This is a genomic window from Pseudomonas sp., assembly GCF_026224925.1.
Lineage (GTDB): Bacteria > Pseudomonadota > Gammaproteobacteria > Pseudomonadales > Pseudomonadaceae > Aquipseudomonas.
In genome coordinates, this window is sequence record NZ_JAMFRV010000240.1 from 1 (window position 1) to 19,871 (window position 19,871).

Annotated in this window: 19 protein-coding genes; 4 read left to right on the forward strand and 15 right to left on the reverse strand. The window is 54.8% G+C overall.

Annotated features, from left to right (window positions below; all coding sequences use genetic code 11):
• The 12 genes from M0974_RS10355 to M0974_RS10410 all read right to left on the reverse strand — a co-directional run.
• Window positions 1–428: TetR/AcrR family transcriptional regulator (locus M0974_RS10355; protein ID WP_297835931.1), on the reverse strand; the 428-nt coding region annotated here is incomplete at its 3' end.
• A 106-nt stretch (window positions 429–534) separates the two neighbouring features.
• Window positions 535–1,269, reverse strand: a complete 735-nt coding sequence (locus M0974_RS10360) for an SDR family NAD(P)-dependent oxidoreductase (RefSeq protein ID WP_297835933.1) — start codon at window positions 1,267–1,269, stop codon at window positions 535–537.
• 208 nt (window positions 1,270–1,477) lie between these two features.
• Window positions 1,478–2,620 (reverse strand): FAD-dependent monooxygenase, encoded by a 1,143-nt coding sequence (locus tag M0974_RS10365; RefSeq protein WP_297835935.1) that lies wholly within the window; start codon window positions 2,618–2,620, stop codon window positions 1,478–1,480.
• Window positions 2,617–3,102 (reverse strand): thioesterase family protein, encoded by a 486-nt coding sequence (locus M0974_RS10370; protein WP_297835937.1) that lies wholly within the window; start codon window positions 3,100–3,102, stop codon window positions 2,617–2,619. The genes M0974_RS10365 and M0974_RS10370 overlap by 4 nt, the downstream gene beginning before the upstream one ends.
• On the reverse strand, window positions 3,099–4,766 hold the full coding sequence (locus M0974_RS10375; RefSeq protein WP_297835939.1) for an AMP-binding protein: 1,668 nt from the start codon (window positions 4,764–4,766) through the stop codon (window positions 3,099–3,101). The genes M0974_RS10370 and M0974_RS10375 overlap by 4 nt, the downstream gene beginning before the upstream one ends.
• Window positions 4,767–4,851: 85 nt before the next feature.
• Window positions 4,852–5,754 (reverse strand): VOC family protein, encoded by a 903-nt coding sequence (locus M0974_RS10380; RefSeq protein WP_297835941.1) that lies wholly within the window; start codon window positions 5,752–5,754, stop codon window positions 4,852–4,854.
• A gap of 39 nt (window positions 5,755–5,793) precedes the next feature.
• A complete protein-coding gene (locus M0974_RS10385; protein WP_297835942.1) occupies window positions 5,794–7,053 on the reverse strand; it encodes an alpha/beta hydrolase in 1,260 nt (419 codons plus the stop codon).
• A gap of 170 nt (window positions 7,054–7,223) precedes the next feature.
• Entirely contained in the window at window positions 7,224–7,685 is a 462-nt protein-coding gene (locus M0974_RS10390) for a nuclear transport factor 2 family protein (protein ID WP_297835944.1), read from the reverse strand.
• A gap of 81 nt (window positions 7,686–7,766) precedes the next feature.
• A complete protein-coding gene (locus M0974_RS10395) occupies window positions 7,767–8,489 on the reverse strand; it encodes an SDR family NAD(P)-dependent oxidoreductase (protein WP_297835946.1) in 723 nt (240 codons plus the stop codon).
• 50 nt (window positions 8,490–8,539) lie between these two features.
• Window positions 8,540–9,280 (reverse strand): SDR family oxidoreductase, encoded by a 741-nt coding sequence (locus M0974_RS10400; RefSeq protein ID WP_297835948.1) that lies wholly within the window; start codon window positions 9,278–9,280, stop codon window positions 8,540–8,542.
• A gap of 47 nt (window positions 9,281–9,327) precedes the next feature.
• Window positions 9,328–11,043, reverse strand: coding sequence for an FAD-dependent oxidoreductase (locus M0974_RS10405; protein ID WP_297835950.1), 1,716 nt, complete (start codon window positions 11,041–11,043; stop codon window positions 9,328–9,330).
• 93 nt (window positions 11,044–11,136) lie between these two features.
• A complete protein-coding gene (locus tag M0974_RS10410) occupies window positions 11,137–12,606 on the reverse strand; it encodes a benzaldehyde dehydrogenase (RefSeq protein WP_297835952.1) in 1,470 nt (489 codons plus the stop codon).
• Between the two features lie 336 nt (window positions 12,607–12,942).
• Here M0974_RS10410 and M0974_RS10415 point away from each other — a divergent pair, with 336 nt between their 5' ends.
• Genes M0974_RS10415 through M0974_RS10425 form a run of 3 tightly spaced genes read left to right on the forward strand, consistent with a single transcriptional unit; the run spans window position 12,943 to window position 15,164 of the window.
• The gene (locus M0974_RS10415) at window positions 12,943–13,842 is read left to right on the forward strand and encodes an NAD-dependent epimerase/dehydratase family protein (RefSeq protein WP_297835954.1); all 900 of its coding nucleotides are present in this window, start codon (window positions 12,943–12,945) and stop codon (window positions 13,840–13,842) included.
• Entirely contained in the window at window positions 13,839–14,675 is an 837-nt protein-coding gene (locus M0974_RS10420; protein ID WP_297835956.1) for an SDR family NAD(P)-dependent oxidoreductase, read from the forward strand. The genes M0974_RS10415 and M0974_RS10420 overlap by 4 nt, the downstream gene beginning before the upstream one ends.
• Window positions 14,676–14,690: 15 nt before the next feature.
• The gene (locus M0974_RS10425) at window positions 14,691–15,164 is read left to right on the forward strand and encodes a nuclear transport factor 2 family protein (protein ID WP_297835958.1); all 474 of its coding nucleotides are present in this window, start codon (window positions 14,691–14,693) and stop codon (window positions 15,162–15,164) included.
• A 290-nt stretch (window positions 15,165–15,454) separates the two neighbouring features.
• On the opposite strand, the gene M0974_RS10430 is transcribed toward M0974_RS10425, so the two are convergent.
• The 3 genes from M0974_RS10430 to M0974_RS10440 all read right to left on the reverse strand — a co-directional run bounded on the left by M0974_RS10430 (window position 15,455) and on the right by M0974_RS10440 (window position 19,153).
• On the reverse strand, window positions 15,455–15,820 hold the full coding sequence (locus M0974_RS10430; protein ID WP_297835960.1) for a hypothetical protein: 366 nt from the start codon (window positions 15,818–15,820) through the stop codon (window positions 15,455–15,457).
• 135 nt (window positions 15,821–15,955) lie between these two features.
• Window positions 15,956–17,611 carry a GMC family oxidoreductase gene (locus M0974_RS10435; RefSeq protein WP_297835962.1) on the reverse strand — a complete coding sequence of 552 codons (1,656 nt, stop codon included), beginning with the start codon at window positions 17,609–17,611 and terminating at the stop codon, window positions 15,956–15,958.
• A 357-nt stretch (window positions 17,612–17,968) separates the two neighbouring features.
• A complete protein-coding gene (locus tag M0974_RS10440) occupies window positions 17,969–19,153 on the reverse strand; it encodes an MFS transporter (RefSeq protein WP_297835964.1) in 1,185 nt (394 codons plus the stop codon).
• A 218-nt stretch (window positions 19,154–19,371) separates the two neighbouring features.
• Here M0974_RS10440 and M0974_RS10445 point away from each other — a divergent pair.
• The coding region (locus M0974_RS10445; protein ID WP_297835966.1) for a MarR family transcriptional regulator at window positions 19,372–19,871 on the forward strand (500 nt) is incomplete at its 3' end.

Sequence of the window (19,871 nt, forward strand, 5' to 3'; positions counted from 1 at the left end):
AAGTCTGTCAGTGCCGCCAGCGTGCGTTTCCGAGCTGTCCGATATTGCTTGGCCAATGCTTCTGGAAATGCCCCCTCACTGGTTAGCAAAAGACGGAATCGTTGCGGGTGCTGGGCTACTTTGCAGGCCATATTAGTGACGCCTTCGCGCAGTCGCTCAATCGCCGTGCCCGTGTCAGCGCTTGTCAGACGCTCAAGGTCTCGGGCAGTCTCCAGCGTAAAACCACGTACCAACGTCTCAAGCATTTCATCCTTGCCCTTAACGTAGTGATAGATGCCAGTTCGCGTCAGGCCAACCGCCTCAGCGAGCTCCTGAAGGGATGTACCCGCGACACCTTTCTGCGCAAACAGGCGCTCCGCAGCCTCCATTAATTGGTTCATCACCAACTCGTAACGGGCCGGGGCTTTGATTTTTGTAATTTTGGACATAACTGAAGTAAACCCTGTGCAAAGTAGCGGCAGCATGCCAGCGCCAAGGGCACGGGACAAGGAGGCTCTTGTGCGCAGCCTATGATCTCATAGGCTACGCATCGGATTAGAGCGTCCAACCACCATCGATAGCGATTTCGGCGCCGGTGATAAACGCGCTTTCATCGCTGGCCAGAAATGCCACCAACGCAGCAATTTCCTCCGGCGTGCCTTGTCGCTTGAGTGGCGTTGCCAGCGTTCCTGCGTCGTTGCTCTCCTCGCTATTAGCCTTGAGCATGTCTGTACTGACATATCCGGGATGCACTGAATTCACGCGAATCTGGTGCTCGGCAAACTCGTTGGCGGCAACCTTGGTCATCCCGCGCACGGCCCATTTGGTACTGCCGTAAGCCACAGTCGCCACCGAGCCGCGCAGTCCTACTACCGACGAAATGTTAATAATCGAACCGCCGCCGCGGCGCTTGAGTGGTTCAACAGCGTATTTCATGCCTAGTAGAACTCCCAGTTGGTTGACCCGGAACATCTGCTCCATTAATTCAGAGTCGGTCTCGGCGATAGTGGCGGGTCGATAGATGCCAGCGTTGTTGACCAGTACATCGCAACCACCAAATGTCTGTTCAACTTGGTCAAAGAGCTCTTTCCACGAGCTTTCGCTGGATACATCGTGACGGATAAACATTGCGCGCTCCCCCAGGCTGGCTGCGAGCGCATTGCCATCATCAACACGTAAATCGCTGACGACGACATTGGCTCCTTCCTGGTGGAAACGACGAATCTCAGCAGCTCCCTGGCCGCGTGCAGAGCCTGTTACGACAACGGTCTTGTTTTCGAATCGATTCATATGGGTGTCTCCCTTTATTATTATTTACACATTGATTGACTGCCTTCTGGCAGACACGGCAAACCTGACTTCAGGTTTACTGGGTGCGCGTCTCTCCTGCCGGCATTCATAACCCCGGCATAGCGGATTTATGTTCACGTTCAGTGGTGCGCTTTGGGTTGGGTAATGCTGCAGAACCCGTGCATGCCTGGATAATATTTGTGCAGGCCTAACTCGGCGGTGCCGCCATGCGCTTTTCCACCGATGCTATGAAGTGAGGGTCGCGTCGACGCAAGTCGTCGTGGGCAACCTGGCCGGTGCGTCCCATATAGTCGTAGGCAAAACTGACTGGATCGAGGTGAAGCTTATCAGCGACGTTTTCATACCAATCCAAGCTGCGTGCCGCCGCAGTCTGAAAACTCGTGGACGCGCCGCGTCGGGCAGACTCAAACAGGTTGAATGTCGCTCGAACGTCAGCAGGATGTTCGATCAACGCCCGGTGAAGCGCGATGGCATCTTGCATGGCCATGCGAGTTCCCGAGCCCAAAGAAAAATGCACCGTTCGTAGGGCATCTCCCAGGAGCACAATGTTGTTGTAGGTCCAGCGTTCGTTACGTATGACGCTGGCTTCAAACCATGAAGAACGGTTGCTCAGCAGTTGATTACCACCTAAATCAGCCGCAAATATCTGCTCGCAGATACGCCTGCTCTCTTCATCGCTAGCATGATCGAGTCCTGCCCGGCGCCAGGTTTCAGGATCGACCTCCACCAGAAAGGTGCTCAACTCCTGGCTATATTGGTAGCTGTGGGCAATGAACACTCCATGCTCGCTTTCATGAAAAATCAGCGAAACCGGATGAAAACGCTGGCGCGTCCCGTACCAAACGAACTTGTTTCGGCGAGCTTCGAAACTCGGCTCGAAGTATTCGGCATAGTGCGTACGTACTCGGCTGTTAGTCCCATCGGCGGCTACCAGCAGATCGACCTGATTGGCGAGCGCGTTGAAGTCCTCAATACGCTCTCCATAATTGACGCGTACGCCGGCTCGCTCGCAGGCACCTTGTAGGGTATGCAACATGTCAATACGTGAGGTCCGCGAGAAGTGATTTCCATGGACTTGCACGCGGGTATTACGATGAACAATCTCCAGGAAATCGCAGCCCACGTGGTGGGCAATGAATTCTTTGTGGAACTCCGGATCGGCTTCGGCGAATGCCGCCAGGCCGACGTCGGAAAAAACCACTCCCCAGCCATACGTAGCATCGCGAGCGTTTTGCTCGTAAACCACTATGTCGTGTCGAGGGTTATGTTTTTTTGCCAACAATGCGAAGTACAAACCCGCTGGCCCCCCACCTATGATCGCGATTTTCATGAGATATGCTCTGGAATGCCCCGGTTAACGGCTTGCGAGTATTGATGCTGGTAATTGACCAGTGCCTCGCGAAACAGCTCCGGAATAACTATGCTTTTGCGCTCAGCGCGGGCAACACATACCGGCGTATGGTTGGCGACGAAAACTACCTCCCCAGCTTGGTTACGCGCTGTCAGTACCAGCACGTAACTTCGGCTACGGACTTCGCTGACCTGCACCTCGGTATCGAACTCATCGTCGGGGCGAAGTGAAGCGCGAAAATCAAACGCCAGAGCCCGAGTTGGCGTACCAAAGCCATGGGATTGCTTGGCGTGCTGAGGCGACATGCCGAGCAAATGTTCATAAAACAGCTCGGCAATTTCGATCACGTATTCAGCGAATACGGGCGTGAAGACCACGCCAGCTGGGTCGCAGTCGCCCCATTTGACCCGGCGCCGCGCAACAAACGGCATCTGGCTAACAACACCTTGAGAGACATTCATGACATGCAAGTCTCTTCACCGATCACACGCTCGGCAAGAATCCGCTTCAAGGCAGGCTTGTCCAATTTGCCTACTTTGGTGATCGGAAAGGTATCGATCAGTTCGATACGCTCGGGTGACTTGTATTTGGCGAGCCCCTGCCCTACCAAAAAATCGCTGAGCTGCTTGAGGTCAGGTATGACCGCCGCATTGCGAGGGATGATGAAAATACAACCTTTCTCGCCGTAAATTGGGTCGGGCATGGCGACCAATTTCGCGTCGGCAATTGCAGGGTGACGGCAAACGAAGCTCTCCACCTCCTCACAGCCGATTTTCTCACCGCCGCGATTGACGTTGTCTCGCAGGCGACCTTCAAACGTGTAGTGAGTCACTCCGTCAATAATGTGAGCCGTCATCATATCGCCAGAGCGATAGAAACCATCGGACGTGAATGCGCCAGTGTTGGCGATTGGATCGTCGAAATAGCCGATAAGGCTCGACGGACCGCGGAAACACAACTCCCCCATTTGTCCCTGCCCAACAGGTGTTTCGCTTTCTGGGTCCAGCAGACGCAACTCGTCGTAGCGGCAGCCGGAAGAGCCTTGGGTCTGATGGCGCACATAAGTAGGTGCATCAGGCGCGGCCCCGAACAACAAGCCTTCCGTCAAGCCGTAAAGGTTCGAGCACGGCACGTTAAGATGCGCCTCAAGAATCTCCGAGCGACTCATCGTAGCGAACATCCTCAAAGAGCTCAGGTCATGCTTTTGGATGTACTGGTACGCCAGTAGCTGGGGTGCGACGGGGCCGATCGATAACGCGTGAGTCACCTGATGCATTTCGATCAGGTCAAGCATTACCGGAATGTCCACCTTGGACATCAAAACGGTGGTAATGCCGAACAGAAGCGGTGGCAGGAGCGCATAGAGCTGACCCGCGTTGTGCAACAGCGGCAGTGACCAGATGACTTTACTATGCTCATCGACTTGATAGAGCTTGGCTAGATCATGGGATTGCCCCAGGTATTCGGCGTGAAACCGAGGAATGACCTTTGGTGTTCCGGTAGTGCCGCCCGACAACTGGAAACTCAGCACGTCTTCGCTGCCTAGCTTTACTCGTGAAAGTAATTCACGGGCGGACTCTAGTGGCATGTTAGCCATCAGCGAATCGAAGTTACCAAGGCCGCTGCTTTCCCCGCGCACGATGATCAAATGCTTGAGGGTGGCACTTTGCGCCATCATCCCGAGAGCAAACGTTACCAGGTCGTGGCGGCCAAAATCTGCCTGCACGAAATAAGCTCGGGCTAAGGTTTTATTTGCCAGTTGGCCGATTTCAACCTCACGGTGTTGCGGCAGCGAACACACCGCAATGATGCCAGCCTTGAAGCACGCCATGAGCACTATTACCGTTTCCAGCGAAGTGCCCAGTTGGAATATCGCGCGGTCGCCCGTTCTAATCCCCAAACGCAACAAAGCCGCTCCCAGTCGCTCGCTGGCAGTATCAAGTTGCTCGAATGTGAGGCTTTCGCCATCGCAAACAAATGCGATGCGTTCGGGATGCTTTGTTGCGGTTTCGCGAAGGACTTGACCGACCGTTTTATCGACCCAAGCACCATTGGCAAAATATTCTTTCGCACGTTGCGCCGCCGGATAAATCACGCCTGCGATAGGGCTAAGTATGCCTTTCATTACGTAATGCCTCCTATTCCAAGAAGCGGTCCTGGAACAATCACTTATTGTTATAAAGCTCACGCTGTAAGGAACACGAGAATGTTTACATTCCCGCTGGGCCAGCCAAGGGTGGCGTAATCACTACCCGGTCCCGGTCTAGTATCTCGATAGTGCCGTGAACTCCGCCGGTAAACAGGCCATACCAAATGGCCGGTTTCAGTGCGAGCACGCTACGGCGGAATTCTATGGGCGCATCGGCATCGATACGGTCATACCCAGTCATTGGCACAACGCGGCAATCGCTGCGGTTAGCGGCGTCCTTAACGATGGAAGAAAACTCTTCGACCTGAGGAATATATAAGCGAATCGCAGCGCTGCCACCGCCGACCTGGGCATCGATAAGTTGGGCTTTTCGCGCCCATACTTCGTCAATTTCAGTCATCCGGCGACCTTCGCTATGTGCTTGGTCCTCTGCGTCCAACGCCGCCTGCAGCGTCAATAAGCCATCCGAGGCGTCCAGTTCCCCCAAAGGCCGCAACTTACGGGTGAACTCGATAAAATATCCGTTAGGGTCACGCACGTAGATCGACTCGATAACCTCATGGCGGGTTTCCACCGACACGTTCAAACCCTGGGCTTCCAATTTATGTTTCCAGGCCTGCAATTCACCTGCACTTTCGACCTCCCAGGCGGTGTGGGTCGCATCGAACACATGGTCGTCAGGCGCAGGACGCATTTCACTGCGGCCGTCCAGTGTTTGTGGTTGCTGCGAACCTAGGTAGTAGAAGAACGCGATGGTGCTGCCCTTTCCGCTGTCGAAGAAAAAATGCAAAAAGTCAGGGTGGGTCTTCGGCCCCCAACCTCTTGCAGAAATCACATGAATTAATGGCAGTCCCAATTTGTCACGGTAGAACTCAATGGTCTCGCGCAATTTCCAGGTAGGTCGGGCGGTGTGGTCGACACCGTGCAGTTGCAATTTGACAGGTATGGGTTCCAGAGCAGTCATGGACGCCTCCAAAATTGAATGAATGGGTTTCGATCTGTTTTACTGAGCAAATTTTGATTTCAGCCATCCAGCCAGGTGCATGCCTGCCTCGGTGCGACCAAGAGGACCGCCGGGCTGTATCGAACGCCCGTGGTGATCGCCGCTGACCCGACAGTGCTGTTTGTCTGCCGAGCCCAAGGCGTAATAAATTTTTTGCACGTCGCCGGGAAAGCATGCCTGGTCGCCGGTGTATTCAATGACCAGTGTCGGCTGGGTCAATGCGTAAGCCGCGCGCGACAGGGACGCGTTAGACGACAGGCCGGACCAAGTGGAAAGCCAGCTCTCCGGGGTGCACTGGCGGGCAAAGCCCACCGCGCCATAGTTAGATGCAAAGGGATCGCTTCCCCACAATGATCCGAAGCGGCGTTCGGACGGATCTAGCGCCAAATCGAAACAGCGTAAATCGGCATCGGTGCGCCACACATTGATGATGGGCGTATGTGCGGCGACCCGGCGGTCTTCAGCACTGGCATCACGCCCCAGGTCTTTGACGCGCTTGCGTGCGGTTTGGCGCCGCTCGATCAAGGCCTCGGCTAAACGGTCAAGCCGGGCAACACGGGCACGCTGAGCGTCACGGTAGCGCTGAATAAACGACGCCGAATAATGGGTATCGTTTGAACCGTTATAACCATTTTCAAAACTCAGCGGATCCAGCGCCGGGTCGATCGATAACGCGTCATTTTCATCGGTCACCGATGGGTCAATGCAGTTCATCAGCAATGCACCCTGCCCCGGATGTGGCCCGACGAGGACGAATCCTTCCGGGATAGGCATGTTCAGCTCTGCAAGCTGGGTCGGACGGCCGCCGGGGGTTCTGGCGATACGCTGATCTCCTGGCAGCGCTGCCTGTTCTGCGTAGAACGCATACAGGCCAGCGCCACCAGAATTACCCAATAAGATAATTCGCTTGAAACCGACAGACTGCAGGTAGTTCAAACCGGCGGCCACATCATGCAAAGCCAGCTCATGCTCCAAACGCAGATCATTGCCCACCGAACGAGGGGCCTGGGACCAGGCGGCATATCCGGCTTCTACGATGTCGGGAATCAGATAGTGGCAGGCCATGAACTCACGCGGGTGCATGACACAGACGACAGTATCCGATGGCGCAATGGGCTGATAAAGCGATCCGGAAGTCGCGGCCTTGTCAGCCGTGCGCAACACCACGTTGGTAGTCGTAGTACCAGTGGGTACGTTACCTGGATTCCAGTCGGTGTTGAGGAATCCAGCAGTCGCTTGTGAAGAAGCGTGGGCACTCATGATTGTTCTCCGAACATCCTGGTAGCTGGGTACAAGATGTAAATTCACCTAAATTGACTAACATGTCAAATATAAAACTTATAAGTCAAAACTAGAATAAAATTGTAGCGGTACCGGACCCACCTGGTTTGAGCATCAGGTGGGTCCGGCGACAATCAGTGGCGAACCACTCAGGAATCCGTGCCCTGCTTCGACTGCCAGCCAGTTAGCGGGGTTTGGTAATGGAGATCGAACTGGCGGACCAAAATGCCCCAGCGGCCGTTGCGACGCTCGAATGTATCGGTGTACAAGCCGCCAATCTGTGTCGGGCCGTCCTCGTTATCAATAACGAAACAGTCCAACGCAGCCCGCGACGTGGCCTTGTCGCCGTCTACATCAATCACTACGTTGGCCATCCAGTGGTGCATGTGCCGGATCTGACTCCAGAAGCCTTCGGCAGCTTTGACGATAGCGTCAAGCCCTTCGTATTCACCGAAGGCCCCCATCAACAGCTTCGAATCCTTGAACCAAAGCGACTTAACCAACTCAGGGTCACGACTGTCGAATCCCTGGGCGTAGCTGTTGATAAGGCGCTCGATGGCAACACGGCTTTCAAGCACGTCCAGGCGGGCGAGAATGGTTTGATCACTCATGGGGATTACCTCGTTATTATTGACTTATGGGTTTTATAATTGACTTAATCGTCAATATCTGCACGGCAAAACGTCGAAGGTTTACTGGGCGGTGTACCCGCCATCTATGTACAACTCAGTACCGGTGATGAAAGCCGCATCGTCGCTAACCAAAAACAGCATGCCTGCGGCAATGTCTTCGGGTCGGCCCATATGGCCCATGGGTGTTTGCGCTATGACCCAAGCGTTCTTTTCATCAGCTTGTTTATCAACGATCGGCGTGCGGATAAGCCCTGGGTGAACGGAATTGACGCGAATGCCGCGCTTGGCATAGGTCAACGCTGCGTTCTTGCTCAAATGGCGTACCGCACCTTTGCTGGCGTGATAGCTGGCAACACCTTCAACGGCCACTGTGCCCCAGATCGAAGAAGTGTTGACGATGGCACCTTTGCCCTTCCTCAGCATCCCGGGTATAACCGCTCGCATACCCAACATCACAGCCGTTTGATTGACCGCGATAACTTCATTCCATTTATCCAACTCAACCTCGTGCAAAGGGGTGTGGTCGATGATGCCTGCATTGTTGATCAGCACATCGATGTGACCATGGCGGTCTTCGAGTTCGCTGACTAACTTTTCCCAGAACTCCGGATCGGCAACACTGCCTTGGCGGAATACCTGGCCGGGCTGCAGATCGTAAATTGGCTCGTTACGATCAACCACAACGACCAGCTTCGCACCCTCCGCGCTGAACCGATCACAGACGGCGCGACCTATCCCCCCGGTACCACCCGTCACGATGGCCACTCTTCCTTCTAGCTTCATGATGAACATCCTTTTGTTTTTACTGGATGAAGTTCTCAGTTTATTCAGGGTTAAAGACGCACCAGCCCTCCGTCAGCCATGATTGTCTGGCCCGTGACAAACGCGCTGTCTTCGCTGGAAAGAAACATCACAGTGCCGACAATATCTTCGGCGGTGCCGGGACGTTTGATGGCTTGAGTGGCCGCTATCATCTGAATAACCTCGGGATCAATGCCCGACTTGCCGCCCGGCGTCAGCGATGCGGTAGGCCCTACGGCATTTACGGTGATGCCATGTTCGGCGACGTCCGTGGCTAAGCCTCTAGTAAAGCCAATGACCCCGGCCTTGCTGGACATGTAGTGAGCCAGACCCGGCGCCACCAGCCCTAAAGAGTTGCTGGTCACGTTAACAATACGTCCCCAACTGTTCTTAATCATTGATGGTAAGACCGCCTTGACCATCAGAAACTGCGAATCAAGATTGACCCGATGGACGCGCTGCCACAGGGCAAAATCCACATCAGCAAAGCGCTTGTTGGGATAGATCCCTGCATTGTTAACCAAAATATCGCATCGACCGAACGTGCTCGCTATTAGCTGTTGTAGCAGCTCTGTGGATTCCGGGCTGGAAACATCGGCTTTGAGAGCAACAAATCGTGCCCCAAGTGCCGTTACGTGTTCATTGGTCTCAGCACAGTCAGACAGGTCAACACCGATGACATCGATGCCACGTTTGGCGAAGCCGATGCTGATAGATTGGCCAAAGCCCTGGGCAGCGCCAGTGACGACGGCCACTTTGCGAATTTCACTCATGGTGGTACTCCAATAATGGCTGACTCGTGCAGTCAGTCAGCAAATGGTTAGGCGGGAACATCTGCGGTAGTTTTTTCTGGCGCCGCACGAACTTTCTGTCGGGCTGCATTCAAACCAGCGACATAGCCCATGGTGATGATCGGTCCCAGCGTGGCGCCGCCTGCCCAGTAGCTGCCGCCGGACATGGCCCCGGCGCAATTGCCCACGGCGTATAGGCCATCGATTGCAGCGCCTGAACGGTTGAGTACCTGAGCGGTAACGTCAGTTCGCGGACCGCCCTTAGTATCAAGGGTCGCCGGAGCCAGTAATGTGGCGTAATAAGGTCCTTCAGCAGAGATCGGCCAAAGCGTCTCATTTTTATCATTACCAGGACGTGCGCCCATGTTGAAATACAACTCGATAGCCGTTTCGCCCCGATGAAAGTCTTCATCACATCCGTTTTCGGCAAAACCGTTGAAGCGCTCAATGGTGCTATGCAGGTTATCGAGGAAGCTTTCGTCCAGATTGAAGTCCCCGGTATGACTGGCGAAGCTGTTTAGACGATCCCTAATCTTGTTTTCAAGTTCTGCCAGAGTCGCAGCCTGAAGGATATGTGAAGCATCTGCGCTGTCCGGTCCGGTGCCTTCAGAACTTCTTGCGCGACCTATCGGGTTGCCATATTTATCGCCGGCATGGAACAGCCGGGTCTCTTCGTCCCATAACATCACGAGCACCAGATTGGGATAGTGTGCTTTTTGCGACTCCCAAGCCCAGAACGTCGGAACGATGTCCTGGTAAGGCGCTTTCTCATTGACCACCCGACGGCCAAATCGGTTAACGAAAATCATGCTGTCGCCGGGAATGCTGAACGAACACGTCGCATCTGGCCGATTGGCAATGGCCCGGTCAAGGACCATAGGGGCTAACCAGGATCCGTTCATATTGACCAGTTCGGCACCCAGTGCTTGGGCAATAGGGATGAAGTCGCCGGTATTGGATTTGGCAGCACAGCCGCTAAATACGGGTCCGGGCAGCGAGTGAGTACGCAGCTCCACGTTATGGGTGAAACCGCCGCTGGCGAAGATGACAGCCTTGCGGGCACGAATCGCCACGTCTCCCGAATCGGTTTGGGCAATAACACCTACTACTTGTTGATGGTCATTAACTACCGCTTTGCTCACCCTATGCCCGGTTCGCAAATCGATACCCTGCTCTTGGGCAGCGTTGGCGAATACCTTGATCATGTCCGAGCCGTCTCCGACCTCATCGGTATCGCCGCCAAACAGATGGGGGTAAATAATGCGTCCGTACGGCGCTTTATTTTCCGGCATTTCGGCGTAGTAATCGGGCTGTATTTCCCAACGCACAGGTTCAAGTGCGCCCCATTCGGTTAGCTGTTCAACTGCAGGACCTGCGTTGTCATAAAACGCCTCCGTCATACGGTATTCCCACTCGGTAAGCCCTAAGTGAGGTTTCGCAGGGTCATATGAGGCCGGACGTGTCAGTCGAGCCATGTATTTCATGGCGTCGGCCTTTGGGTCTTTGCGGCCACCTCTACGCATAAAGTGGTTGTTCGGCACCCAATACGCGGCGGCTGCTTTTTTGGTTGTACCGCCGATTTGAACGGCTTTTTCCAACTGAATAACCGATGCGCCGTGCTTGCTCGCGGTAATCGCCGCCGAGAAGGCGCCAGCACCGGAGCCCACGACAACTATGTCGGCCTCATCATCGAAGCTAACGTCGGATTCGTGAATCAGTTCTGTAGCAAATGCAGTTATGGACATGGTGCTTCCTCAATTGTTTTTATTGTCAGAAAGGCTGGCCTGTCGAGCCAGCCTGAAAGCGCGGTCTCGTTTCACGCAATGCTGAGTAGGCTTTTAGTACGGGTAAGGTGGTATCTCTATGCGGGTAGTAATCCATTGCCACTCAGTAAACTGATCAGCGTTGGTTAAGGTGCTATGGTTGAAGCCGTTGCCGGACACGCCTACGCCGCCAATAGGACCGTAGACCTCATGCAAAACCGTCTGATCGTTTATATGGATGATCCCGGAATGCAAACGGTCAGCAACCCGCTGGGCGCGAGCGAGGTCTGGAGTGACGATAGCGGCGCACAATCCATAGTCAGTCTGATTCGCCAGGGCAATGGCCTGTTCGTCATCGCTGAACGTAGTAATCGCGGCGACCGGGCCAAAGATTTCCTCGTCAAATAGCGCCATTCCCGGCACTACGCCTTTGACGACGGTTGGCTGATAGAACAGACCATCGCGCGAACCACCGGCAACCAGTTTCGCGCCCTTGGCTAAAGATGCAGCCACGATCCGGTCGACGCCGGCTGCTTGCCGCTCGTTCACGATCGGACCCAAGTGAACATCGCTTGTAGCTGGATCACCGACCGCCAATTTTTTCGCTCTGGCCGCAAGAGATTCGACATATCTGTCGACGATGCGCTCATGAATTAAATGGCGGCCGGTGCTCAGGCATATCTGGCCTTGGTGAAAGAACGAACCCCATGCTCCTGCACTGGTGGCTGCCTCTATATTGGCGTCGTCAAACACGATGAACGGATTATTACCCCCCAGCTCCAGCGAAACACGTTTGAGCATCTCTCCAGCGATTCCACCGATCTGACGGCCAACTTTGGTTGAGCCGGTGAAGCTGATCATGTTCACTAACGGATCACGAACCAACGCATCTCCGGTTTCGGCGCCGCCCGGCAATACGTGGAATAGTCCTTTAGGCAGACCGGCCTCTTCCAGCAGTTGCGCGAAGAACACGCCACCGCAAATAGGCGACTGTGGGTCAGGCTTGAGGATGACCGCGTTGCCCATGGTCAAGGCAGGTGCAACCGCGCGGGACGCCAGCAAAAACGGCGAGTTCCAGGGTGTGATGATTCCTACGACCCCGATAGGGATGCGTCGAGCGACACTCTGCCGGCCCACTTCAGCCGATGCCACGAGCATCCCACCAGGTTGACTTGCCAGTGCGGCGGCTTCCAGAATTTCCCGGGCCGTCATGTGGACTTCCCACTGACCTTTAGGTCCAATCGAGCCCGTTTCACAGACGATCATTGCGGCGATTTCTTCGCTGTGTTCAAGCACCAACTGCGAAAACCTACGAATCACATCACCGCGTTGGGGCGCTGGCAAGGCGGCCCAACTGATTTGCGCGGCTTTTGCAGAAATAGCTGCGGCAGCGATATCGCTGGCAGAAGCAAAACCAATTCTACCGATTTCAACACCAGTGGCTTTTTCGAGAACAGCTTCAGTTCCCAAGCCAGGCTCAATCCAGCCTTCACTGTAAATCTTGCCACTCCACAAGGCAGCGGGTGCAAGTTGTCGGTTACTCATTTCCAACTCCTTCCGTTGTTATTTGACCTCGAGCCGAGTGATCGGCTCGTTGAAGTTGTCTTGAAATTATCTTGCTCCGACTGAAAATGACTGTCAATCACATAAGTCTAATATTTGACATGTAAGTGAAAGTGCAGTGCGATAGCTAAAACAAGCTCATCGGAGTCAGCTCCTTTGATCCATACCAAAAAAGCACTGAATCTTGCATTGATGACTGCAGCGTCATTACTCAGACGACTCGCCCCCTACTTATTCCCCTTTCCTTTCATCCATACATTGGTCTGCATCGATCGCCACGAGGCGTATCGGATCTGATTTTCAACACAAGAGGCTTTTATGAACATCTTCCTGACAGGCGCCAATGGTTTTGTTGGCGGCACAGTGGCAATGCGATTGATCAAGGCCGGTAACTCAGTTCGAGGCCTGGTTCGCGACGAAGAAAAAGCACGTCAGGTCAAGGCGCTAGGCATTGAGCCAGTGATCGGCAGCCTGGACGATATTGGCTTGCTTAAGCGTGAAGCCGCAGCATCAGACGGCGTCATCCATACTGCTGACAGTGACCACCTCAAGGCTGTTGAAGCGTTCATTTCAGCGCTCGAAGGTTCGGGAAAACCTTTCCTTCACACCAGTGGCTCCAGCGTGATTGGCGATGACGCACTGGGCCTAAAGGTAAACCCGGATATCTTCGACGAGGACACTCCATTTGTGGTGGCCGAGTCGAAACAGCCGCGTCGTGACATCGAGCTTAAAGTCATGGCTGCGGCCCACAAAAACGTCCGCGCGGTAGTGATCTGTCCAAGTAACATCTATGGCACTGGTACAGGAGTCCACAAAGAAAGCGTTCAAATTCCATGGCTGGTGCAGCAGGCTAAAGAGAGCGGTGTCGTCCGCGTCGTCGGTACGGGTGTCAATCGCTGGTCCAATGTTCACGTACTGGACGTGGCTGAATTATTCCTCCTGGCGCTTGAGATAGCTCCGGCCGGCGCGTTCTACTTTATCGAAAATGGGGAGGCCTCTTTTCTTGAGATCGGTCAGTCGATTGCACGCCGCCTGAAACTTGATCCGGTTCAATACTGGACCGTCGAAGAAGCCGCAGTACGTTGGGGATACCTGCATGCGCATTATACCTTTGGCACAAATAGCCGTGTCCGCGCCAAACGTGCGCGCAAAGAATTGGGCTGGGCACCTGTATTTACTTCGGCGTTGAAATGGATCGAAGAGGACATGCCTGTATGAGCAAAGTCTGGATTATCACTGGCAGTGCTAGCGGTATTGGTGCTGGGATTGCCAAAGCAGCCTTGCTCGCCGGTGACGGGGTAGTCGCGACTGACTTGCACCTCGGCCGGTTAAACGACGTTTATAACGTCTACGGCGAGCAAGTCCTTACTGCACAGTTGGATATTCGCGTTCAAGCCGATGCAAACGCAGCAGTCAAAGCGTGCCTGGACCATTTCGGACGCATTGACGTACTGGTCAACAACGCCGGTTACGGCCAATTCGGGCCGTTCGAGGAAATTGAATCGGACGCCATTGAACGTCAGTTCGCTACCAATGTATTGGGTACGTTCAATGTTACCCGAGCGGTACTGCCTACCCTCAGAAAGCAACGCAGCGGACATGTCATCAACATGTCCTCAAACGGCGGCTTCAAGGGCGTAGCAGGCGCGTCAATGTACTCCGCTACCAAGTTTGCAATCGAAGGCTTTTCGGAGTCGTTGGCACAGGAACTCGCTGGTTTCGGAATCAAAATGACAATCGTCGAGCCGGGTGCATTTCGCACTGACTTCCTTGACGACCGTTCATTGAAGCTTGGTAGTCGCCAGCTTGACGACTACGACGAATACCGCACTAAAGCGCAGGCGATATTTGCTGGGCGTAATCACAACCAGGTGGGTGACCCCGATCGGCTGGGTACAGCTCTGGTTCAGTTGGTAAATGAACCCAACCCGCCGCTGCGCTTCATTGCTGGCGCCGACGCTTTAAAGGTCGTGGAAAACAAACTGGCCGCTGTCATTGAAGAGACCGCGCGCTGGCGCTCATTGACACTGAGTACTGACTTTCAAGATTAATTAGAGGAAATCAAGATGAGCACTCAAGATCTGGAAACCCGACTGGACAACGTCGAAAGTCAACTCGCCATTCAGCGCCTGGCCGCTGAGTACGGCCAAGCATTTGACAATCATGACGTTGATCTACTACGGAGTATTTGGCACGAAGGCGCAGTTCTTGCTCTGGGTGATGCCTTCGGCAACTTCGAAGGGATTGACGCCATTGTTGCCTCAGCGCATCAGAACTGGGCGCAGATGCCGCATATGCATCACTGGATGGCCAATACACTAATTGACCTTAATGGCGATTTTGCTACGGCCAAAGTCGCTGTTGATTGCCTGGCCACCCATGTAGAGATGGGGCCTGTACAAATTAGCGGTTTATACCTTGATCGCCTTGAACGTCGGAACGGGCGCTGGGCTTTTGTAGAGCGCCGTTTTGAACTGCATTACCTGACGCCGCTACAGAACTGGAAGCCGATCATGGGCAGTGAGTTCGTTTCTGCCTGATGGAGTTAAAGTAGCGGGGCCCACGTCGGCCCCGTTTCTTTACCGTTTAACCCATCATAGAAGCAACGTGCTCGGCTGCTGCAATAGTCGTCACGTTTGTAGCCACCCTCCTCTGCCTTTTAGCTGTGTGAGTACCAGATCCAGCCGATCCGTAAACGCTGATCATCATCTAGTTGCTATACGAAATCGAGAGTGAGGTCCGCGACCTGGAAGCGGATTTGCGCCGCCGAATACGGCAAAACAACGCGTACCAATGATGGACGCCAGGGCAATCAAAAAAGCCTCACCTGCTACGCGGCAAGCTCGACGTAGCTCGACTCCCCACCTCCGGTCGCACCCGATAACCAACCCCATACGAAGGTCAGAGTGGTGCGTCCTGCGTGATCAACGCCTACCGTGCCACGAGACCAGCCGGCAAGAATCTCACCATCCGTAGTTAGGCAATGATAAAGAAGCTCAATGGTATCCGGGCCTGTCACGCGTCCGACTTGATTACCCATGCGGATCCGGCCGCCTTGGTAAGTACCCGCAATGGAATCTTCCTCGACATGATAGTGAAATACGGTGCCTGCACCGGATAGCCCGTGAGCGTTGCCCGCTACCGTAAATCGGCGATTGTTCAAACGTTCGCTGATTTGAGAAAAGGGGATATCCATAAATGTCGCGTCCTTTAGTCGAGATGTTCCATTCCAGCCTTAGACTATCTTAAGCCATTTTGTCGCGACTGATGAAGGCACTCCTTTTGCTATCTCTGGAGCTGCAAACTCACGACGATAAAAAGCAAGATGGATTCACTGCCCGCTTACTGATAGATGGAGAGGAGCCAACGGCGTGCGCCCCAACACCAGATCGGCGCCCTTGTCGCCAATCACCACGGTCGTGGCATTGGTATTGCCGCAGATCAGATTGGGCATGACCGACGCATCGATCACCCGCAAGCCTTGCAACCCACGTACACGCAGATCAGGGGTGCAGACGGCCATCGCGTCATCTGCATGTCCCATGCGGCAGGTGCCCACGGGGTGATAGGCGGTGGTGAGTAAAGGTTCCATCCAGGACAGCCATTGTTCGTCGGTCTGCACCTGCGGACCGGGTCGTACCTCAGCGTCGATCAATCCGACCAGCGCCGGCTGTTTCACCATGTCCCGCAACCAGCGCAATGACCAGATCAGCGCGCAACGATCACGCACGTCGTGCAGGTAGTTCATGGTAATCGCCGGGTGCTGATCCATGTCGCGGCTTTTGAGTCGCACATGGCCGCGTGAGAACGGCCGTGCCTGAAGAGGCCCCAGCGTCATGCCCTCGAAACTGTCCGGTTGTGGGGCCTTGTCGCTGTCGGAATCGGTCTGGCCGGTCATCGGTAGGCCGAATACTTGAATATCGTTATACGCCAACTTGGGATCGCTCTTGAGGTAGCAGCCGAATTCCGCGGGCGGGCTCATCATCGGCCCGGTGCGGGTCGTCAGGTAACGCAGCACCGAGCCCGCCAGGCCCAAGCCACGGAACTTGCTGTTCATCCCTCGCACGCCCGGCTTCAACCGCCAGCACAACGGCGCACTCACGTGGTCCTGCAGGTTCTCGCCCACGCCGGGCAAGTCCGCAACCACCGGGATACCCAAGGCCTGCAACTGCGATGCCGGACCGACGCCCGAGACCATCAGCAACTGGGGCGACTGTATGGCCCCGGCGCACACCAGTATCTCGCGCTGGGCTTTGGCGATGTGGCGGCTGCCGTCGGGCAGGCTGTATTCCACGCCGGTTGCGCGGAGCCCTTCAAAGACAATCCGCTGCACCATCGCCCGCATGACCAGCTTCAAATTGGGTCGGCGCAGGGCCGGTTCGATAGCATTGCTGGCAATCGAGGAGCGCTGGCCGTCACGGAAATTGACCTGAAAGACCCCCGCGCCCTTGGCCTGGCCATCATTGAAATCGTCGACCCGTTCCAGGCCCGCTTGCGCGGCGGCGTCAATCATCGCGTGCGTCAGCAGGTGCACCACCGGCAGGTCGCTCGCCGGGAGCGGACCGCCCTGGCCATGCAAGGCATTACGAATGCGCTTCTGATCTTCGGTCCGCACAAAGTGCGGCAACAGTTCCGGCCAACTCCAGCCCGTGGCGCCAGCCGTGACCCAATCGGCGTAATCTTGCTCGTGGCCCCGGATATAGATCATACCGTTGATCGAGGACGAACCGCCGACGAGCTTGCCCCTGGGCATCATCATGCGGCGGCCGCCTGCATACTTTTCCGGTTCGGTCTTGTGCATCCAGGAAAATTTGGGACTGTAGGTCATCGCCCCCCAGCCCGCGGGCATACGGACCAAAAAATTCTTGTGGCTTCCGCCGGCCTCCAGCACCAGCACCCGGTAGCGGCCGTCTTCGCTGAGACGCGCCGCCAAGGTGCCGCCCGCCGAGCCGGAACCGACCACGATATAGTCAAAGGTGTCCGTCAAAATTGATCTCCTCGCCATCGGTTCAAAAATACCCCCCGCGCACATCACCGGCTCGCTCGTACATGAACCCAGAGCCTAGGTCTTTTGATCCTGTCACAGCCGCCCGGCCGGGGCTTACCTCGTTCGGACTAACCGGGCTCAGGGGCGCAGCGTAGGTAACCTTTTACCGCCGATATTTTTCACGGAATGTTGCCAATACCTGCGAGCGCCACACGTCGCTTGATACAACGGCGTGCTGCACCAGGTTCATGGATCGTGGCGCGGGCAAACCGATGTTTATCCAACCGTTGGGAGCGAGCCGATACAGGTCGCCCATAGTTATTTGCGCGGCGGATTGAATGAGTCCCACTGAGGATATTATTTAGCGAGAACCAAACAGTCTCTCCCTCTGGGATTCAGGAAAAAAACCATGAGTAGCAATACGAGGACTCCTGCTTGCATCGCCCACCACGCAGTCGCCAGCGAGTCTGAATGATCTCTGATTATCCCCGCGATATAGGGCATTGTCCCTGCGATCAGGTATCCACCCCCTTGAACGAATCCCAACAGGGAACTCGCTTTGGACGGACTGTCAGCATGATCCATGGTGACAATTAAGGAGAGCGGGAACAAAGCACCAATCCCAAGCCCCAACAGGACAATTGCCGCCGCTACCATCGTCAATGGTGCCATCGTCAGGCAAATCAACCCACCTAACAAAAGCATCAACACAACCGCCAGTGGCGCACGTCGATCCGGAAAAGAACCAATCAATGCTGAAACCAGCAGTCCAGCCACGACCTCAGTTAAAGTCAGCGCCCCCAACAGATAGCCTGCATCCCCAGCACTCCAACCGAGCTGGACGTAGTAAGACGGAAGCCATGCGAGCACCAAAGTATAAGCACCGGTACCGAGACCAAAAAACACCAACAACAACCACGCCTTCCCCGATCTCACCGGTAAACTTTGTCGTTTTGAACTGATCACGAATTTGCTATTCGCCCTTCGCACCCAAATGCATAACCCTATCAGCGCGGGGATGCACGCTATCGCCAATACGTTGGGCCACCCATAAAGCTCAGATAGGGGCGCAGCAGATGCAGCAGCTATTGCCGCCCCAGCCATGATGCCCGTGGTAAACAACCCCATCATGCGGCCAGCTTGGGTTGGATGATTGCTTTTAAGGTATGACGGCATCAACGCTTGGATAAGGGCGATGCCGATTCCGCCCAGCGCAGCGGTTATGATCAACCCCATTGAGCCATTGAAGAACCAGCGCGCGGCACTGGCCGACGCAATGATAGCCAGCCCAAGAGCAATTCCTCGTGGCTCCCCTATAAGACGCTGCAGTCGACCACTAGCAAGGGCGAACACCCCCATAACCAGTATTGGCAGCGATGTCAGCAGACTGACCTGTGCGCTAGTTAAGCCAGTTCCAGTTTGGATATCTGCCAGCAACGGGCCTATCGCCGCAAGAATTGGGCGCAAATTCAGTCCTACCACCAGCGCGATCAACCCCATAATCATTGAAGGAGGATTGGCTTGATTCGATTCATTAGACATGGGCCAACCCTCCAAAAAATGGACCTATCGCACTATTGAAATCTTGGTAGTAGTGCCAACCGTGGTCATGCTCGAAAAAAGCCATTCCTGCCTCTCCTATATTTCCCAAAAAGCTACGGCAATAAATGTATCTTAACGTTAAGATAAATAGAAGGCGGACTTTAAATTCTCCAAGTCAGAGGCTTCAAGGTATTATTTCGGGTTTAGAGGGGGCCGGAATGAAAGACCACGTTGATTTCGTCGTAGCGCAGTGGGCTGAGTCGATGCCTGAGGTCAACGCGTCTTCGATGGAGGTATTTGGAAGGATGGCGATGCTGCAAAAGCATCTCGAAAGAATGCGTGCAGAGGCGTTAATGTCATTCGGTTTCAAGGAGGGCGAATTTGACGTTTTGGCTACCCTAAGACGGTCAGGTCATCCTTACCGCCTTTCCCCTACTCAGCTGTATCGACACTTGTTGATTACGTCCGGGGCGATGACTAATCGACTGGCCAGGCTTGAGAGTGCCGGGTTAGTCGAACGCATTGCTGACACCCTAGACAGACGGAGCTCTCACGTAGGGCTCACGCCCGTGGGGATCGCTCAAATCGATTTGGCAATCAAGGTGCATACGCGAACTCAAGAGCTGATCCTGGACGCGTTAACCACTGAACAGCAAGCAGAACTCGCTACGTTGATGAAGACCATACTGGTCAGTTTGCCGGGAGAGCAAGCGCCAAC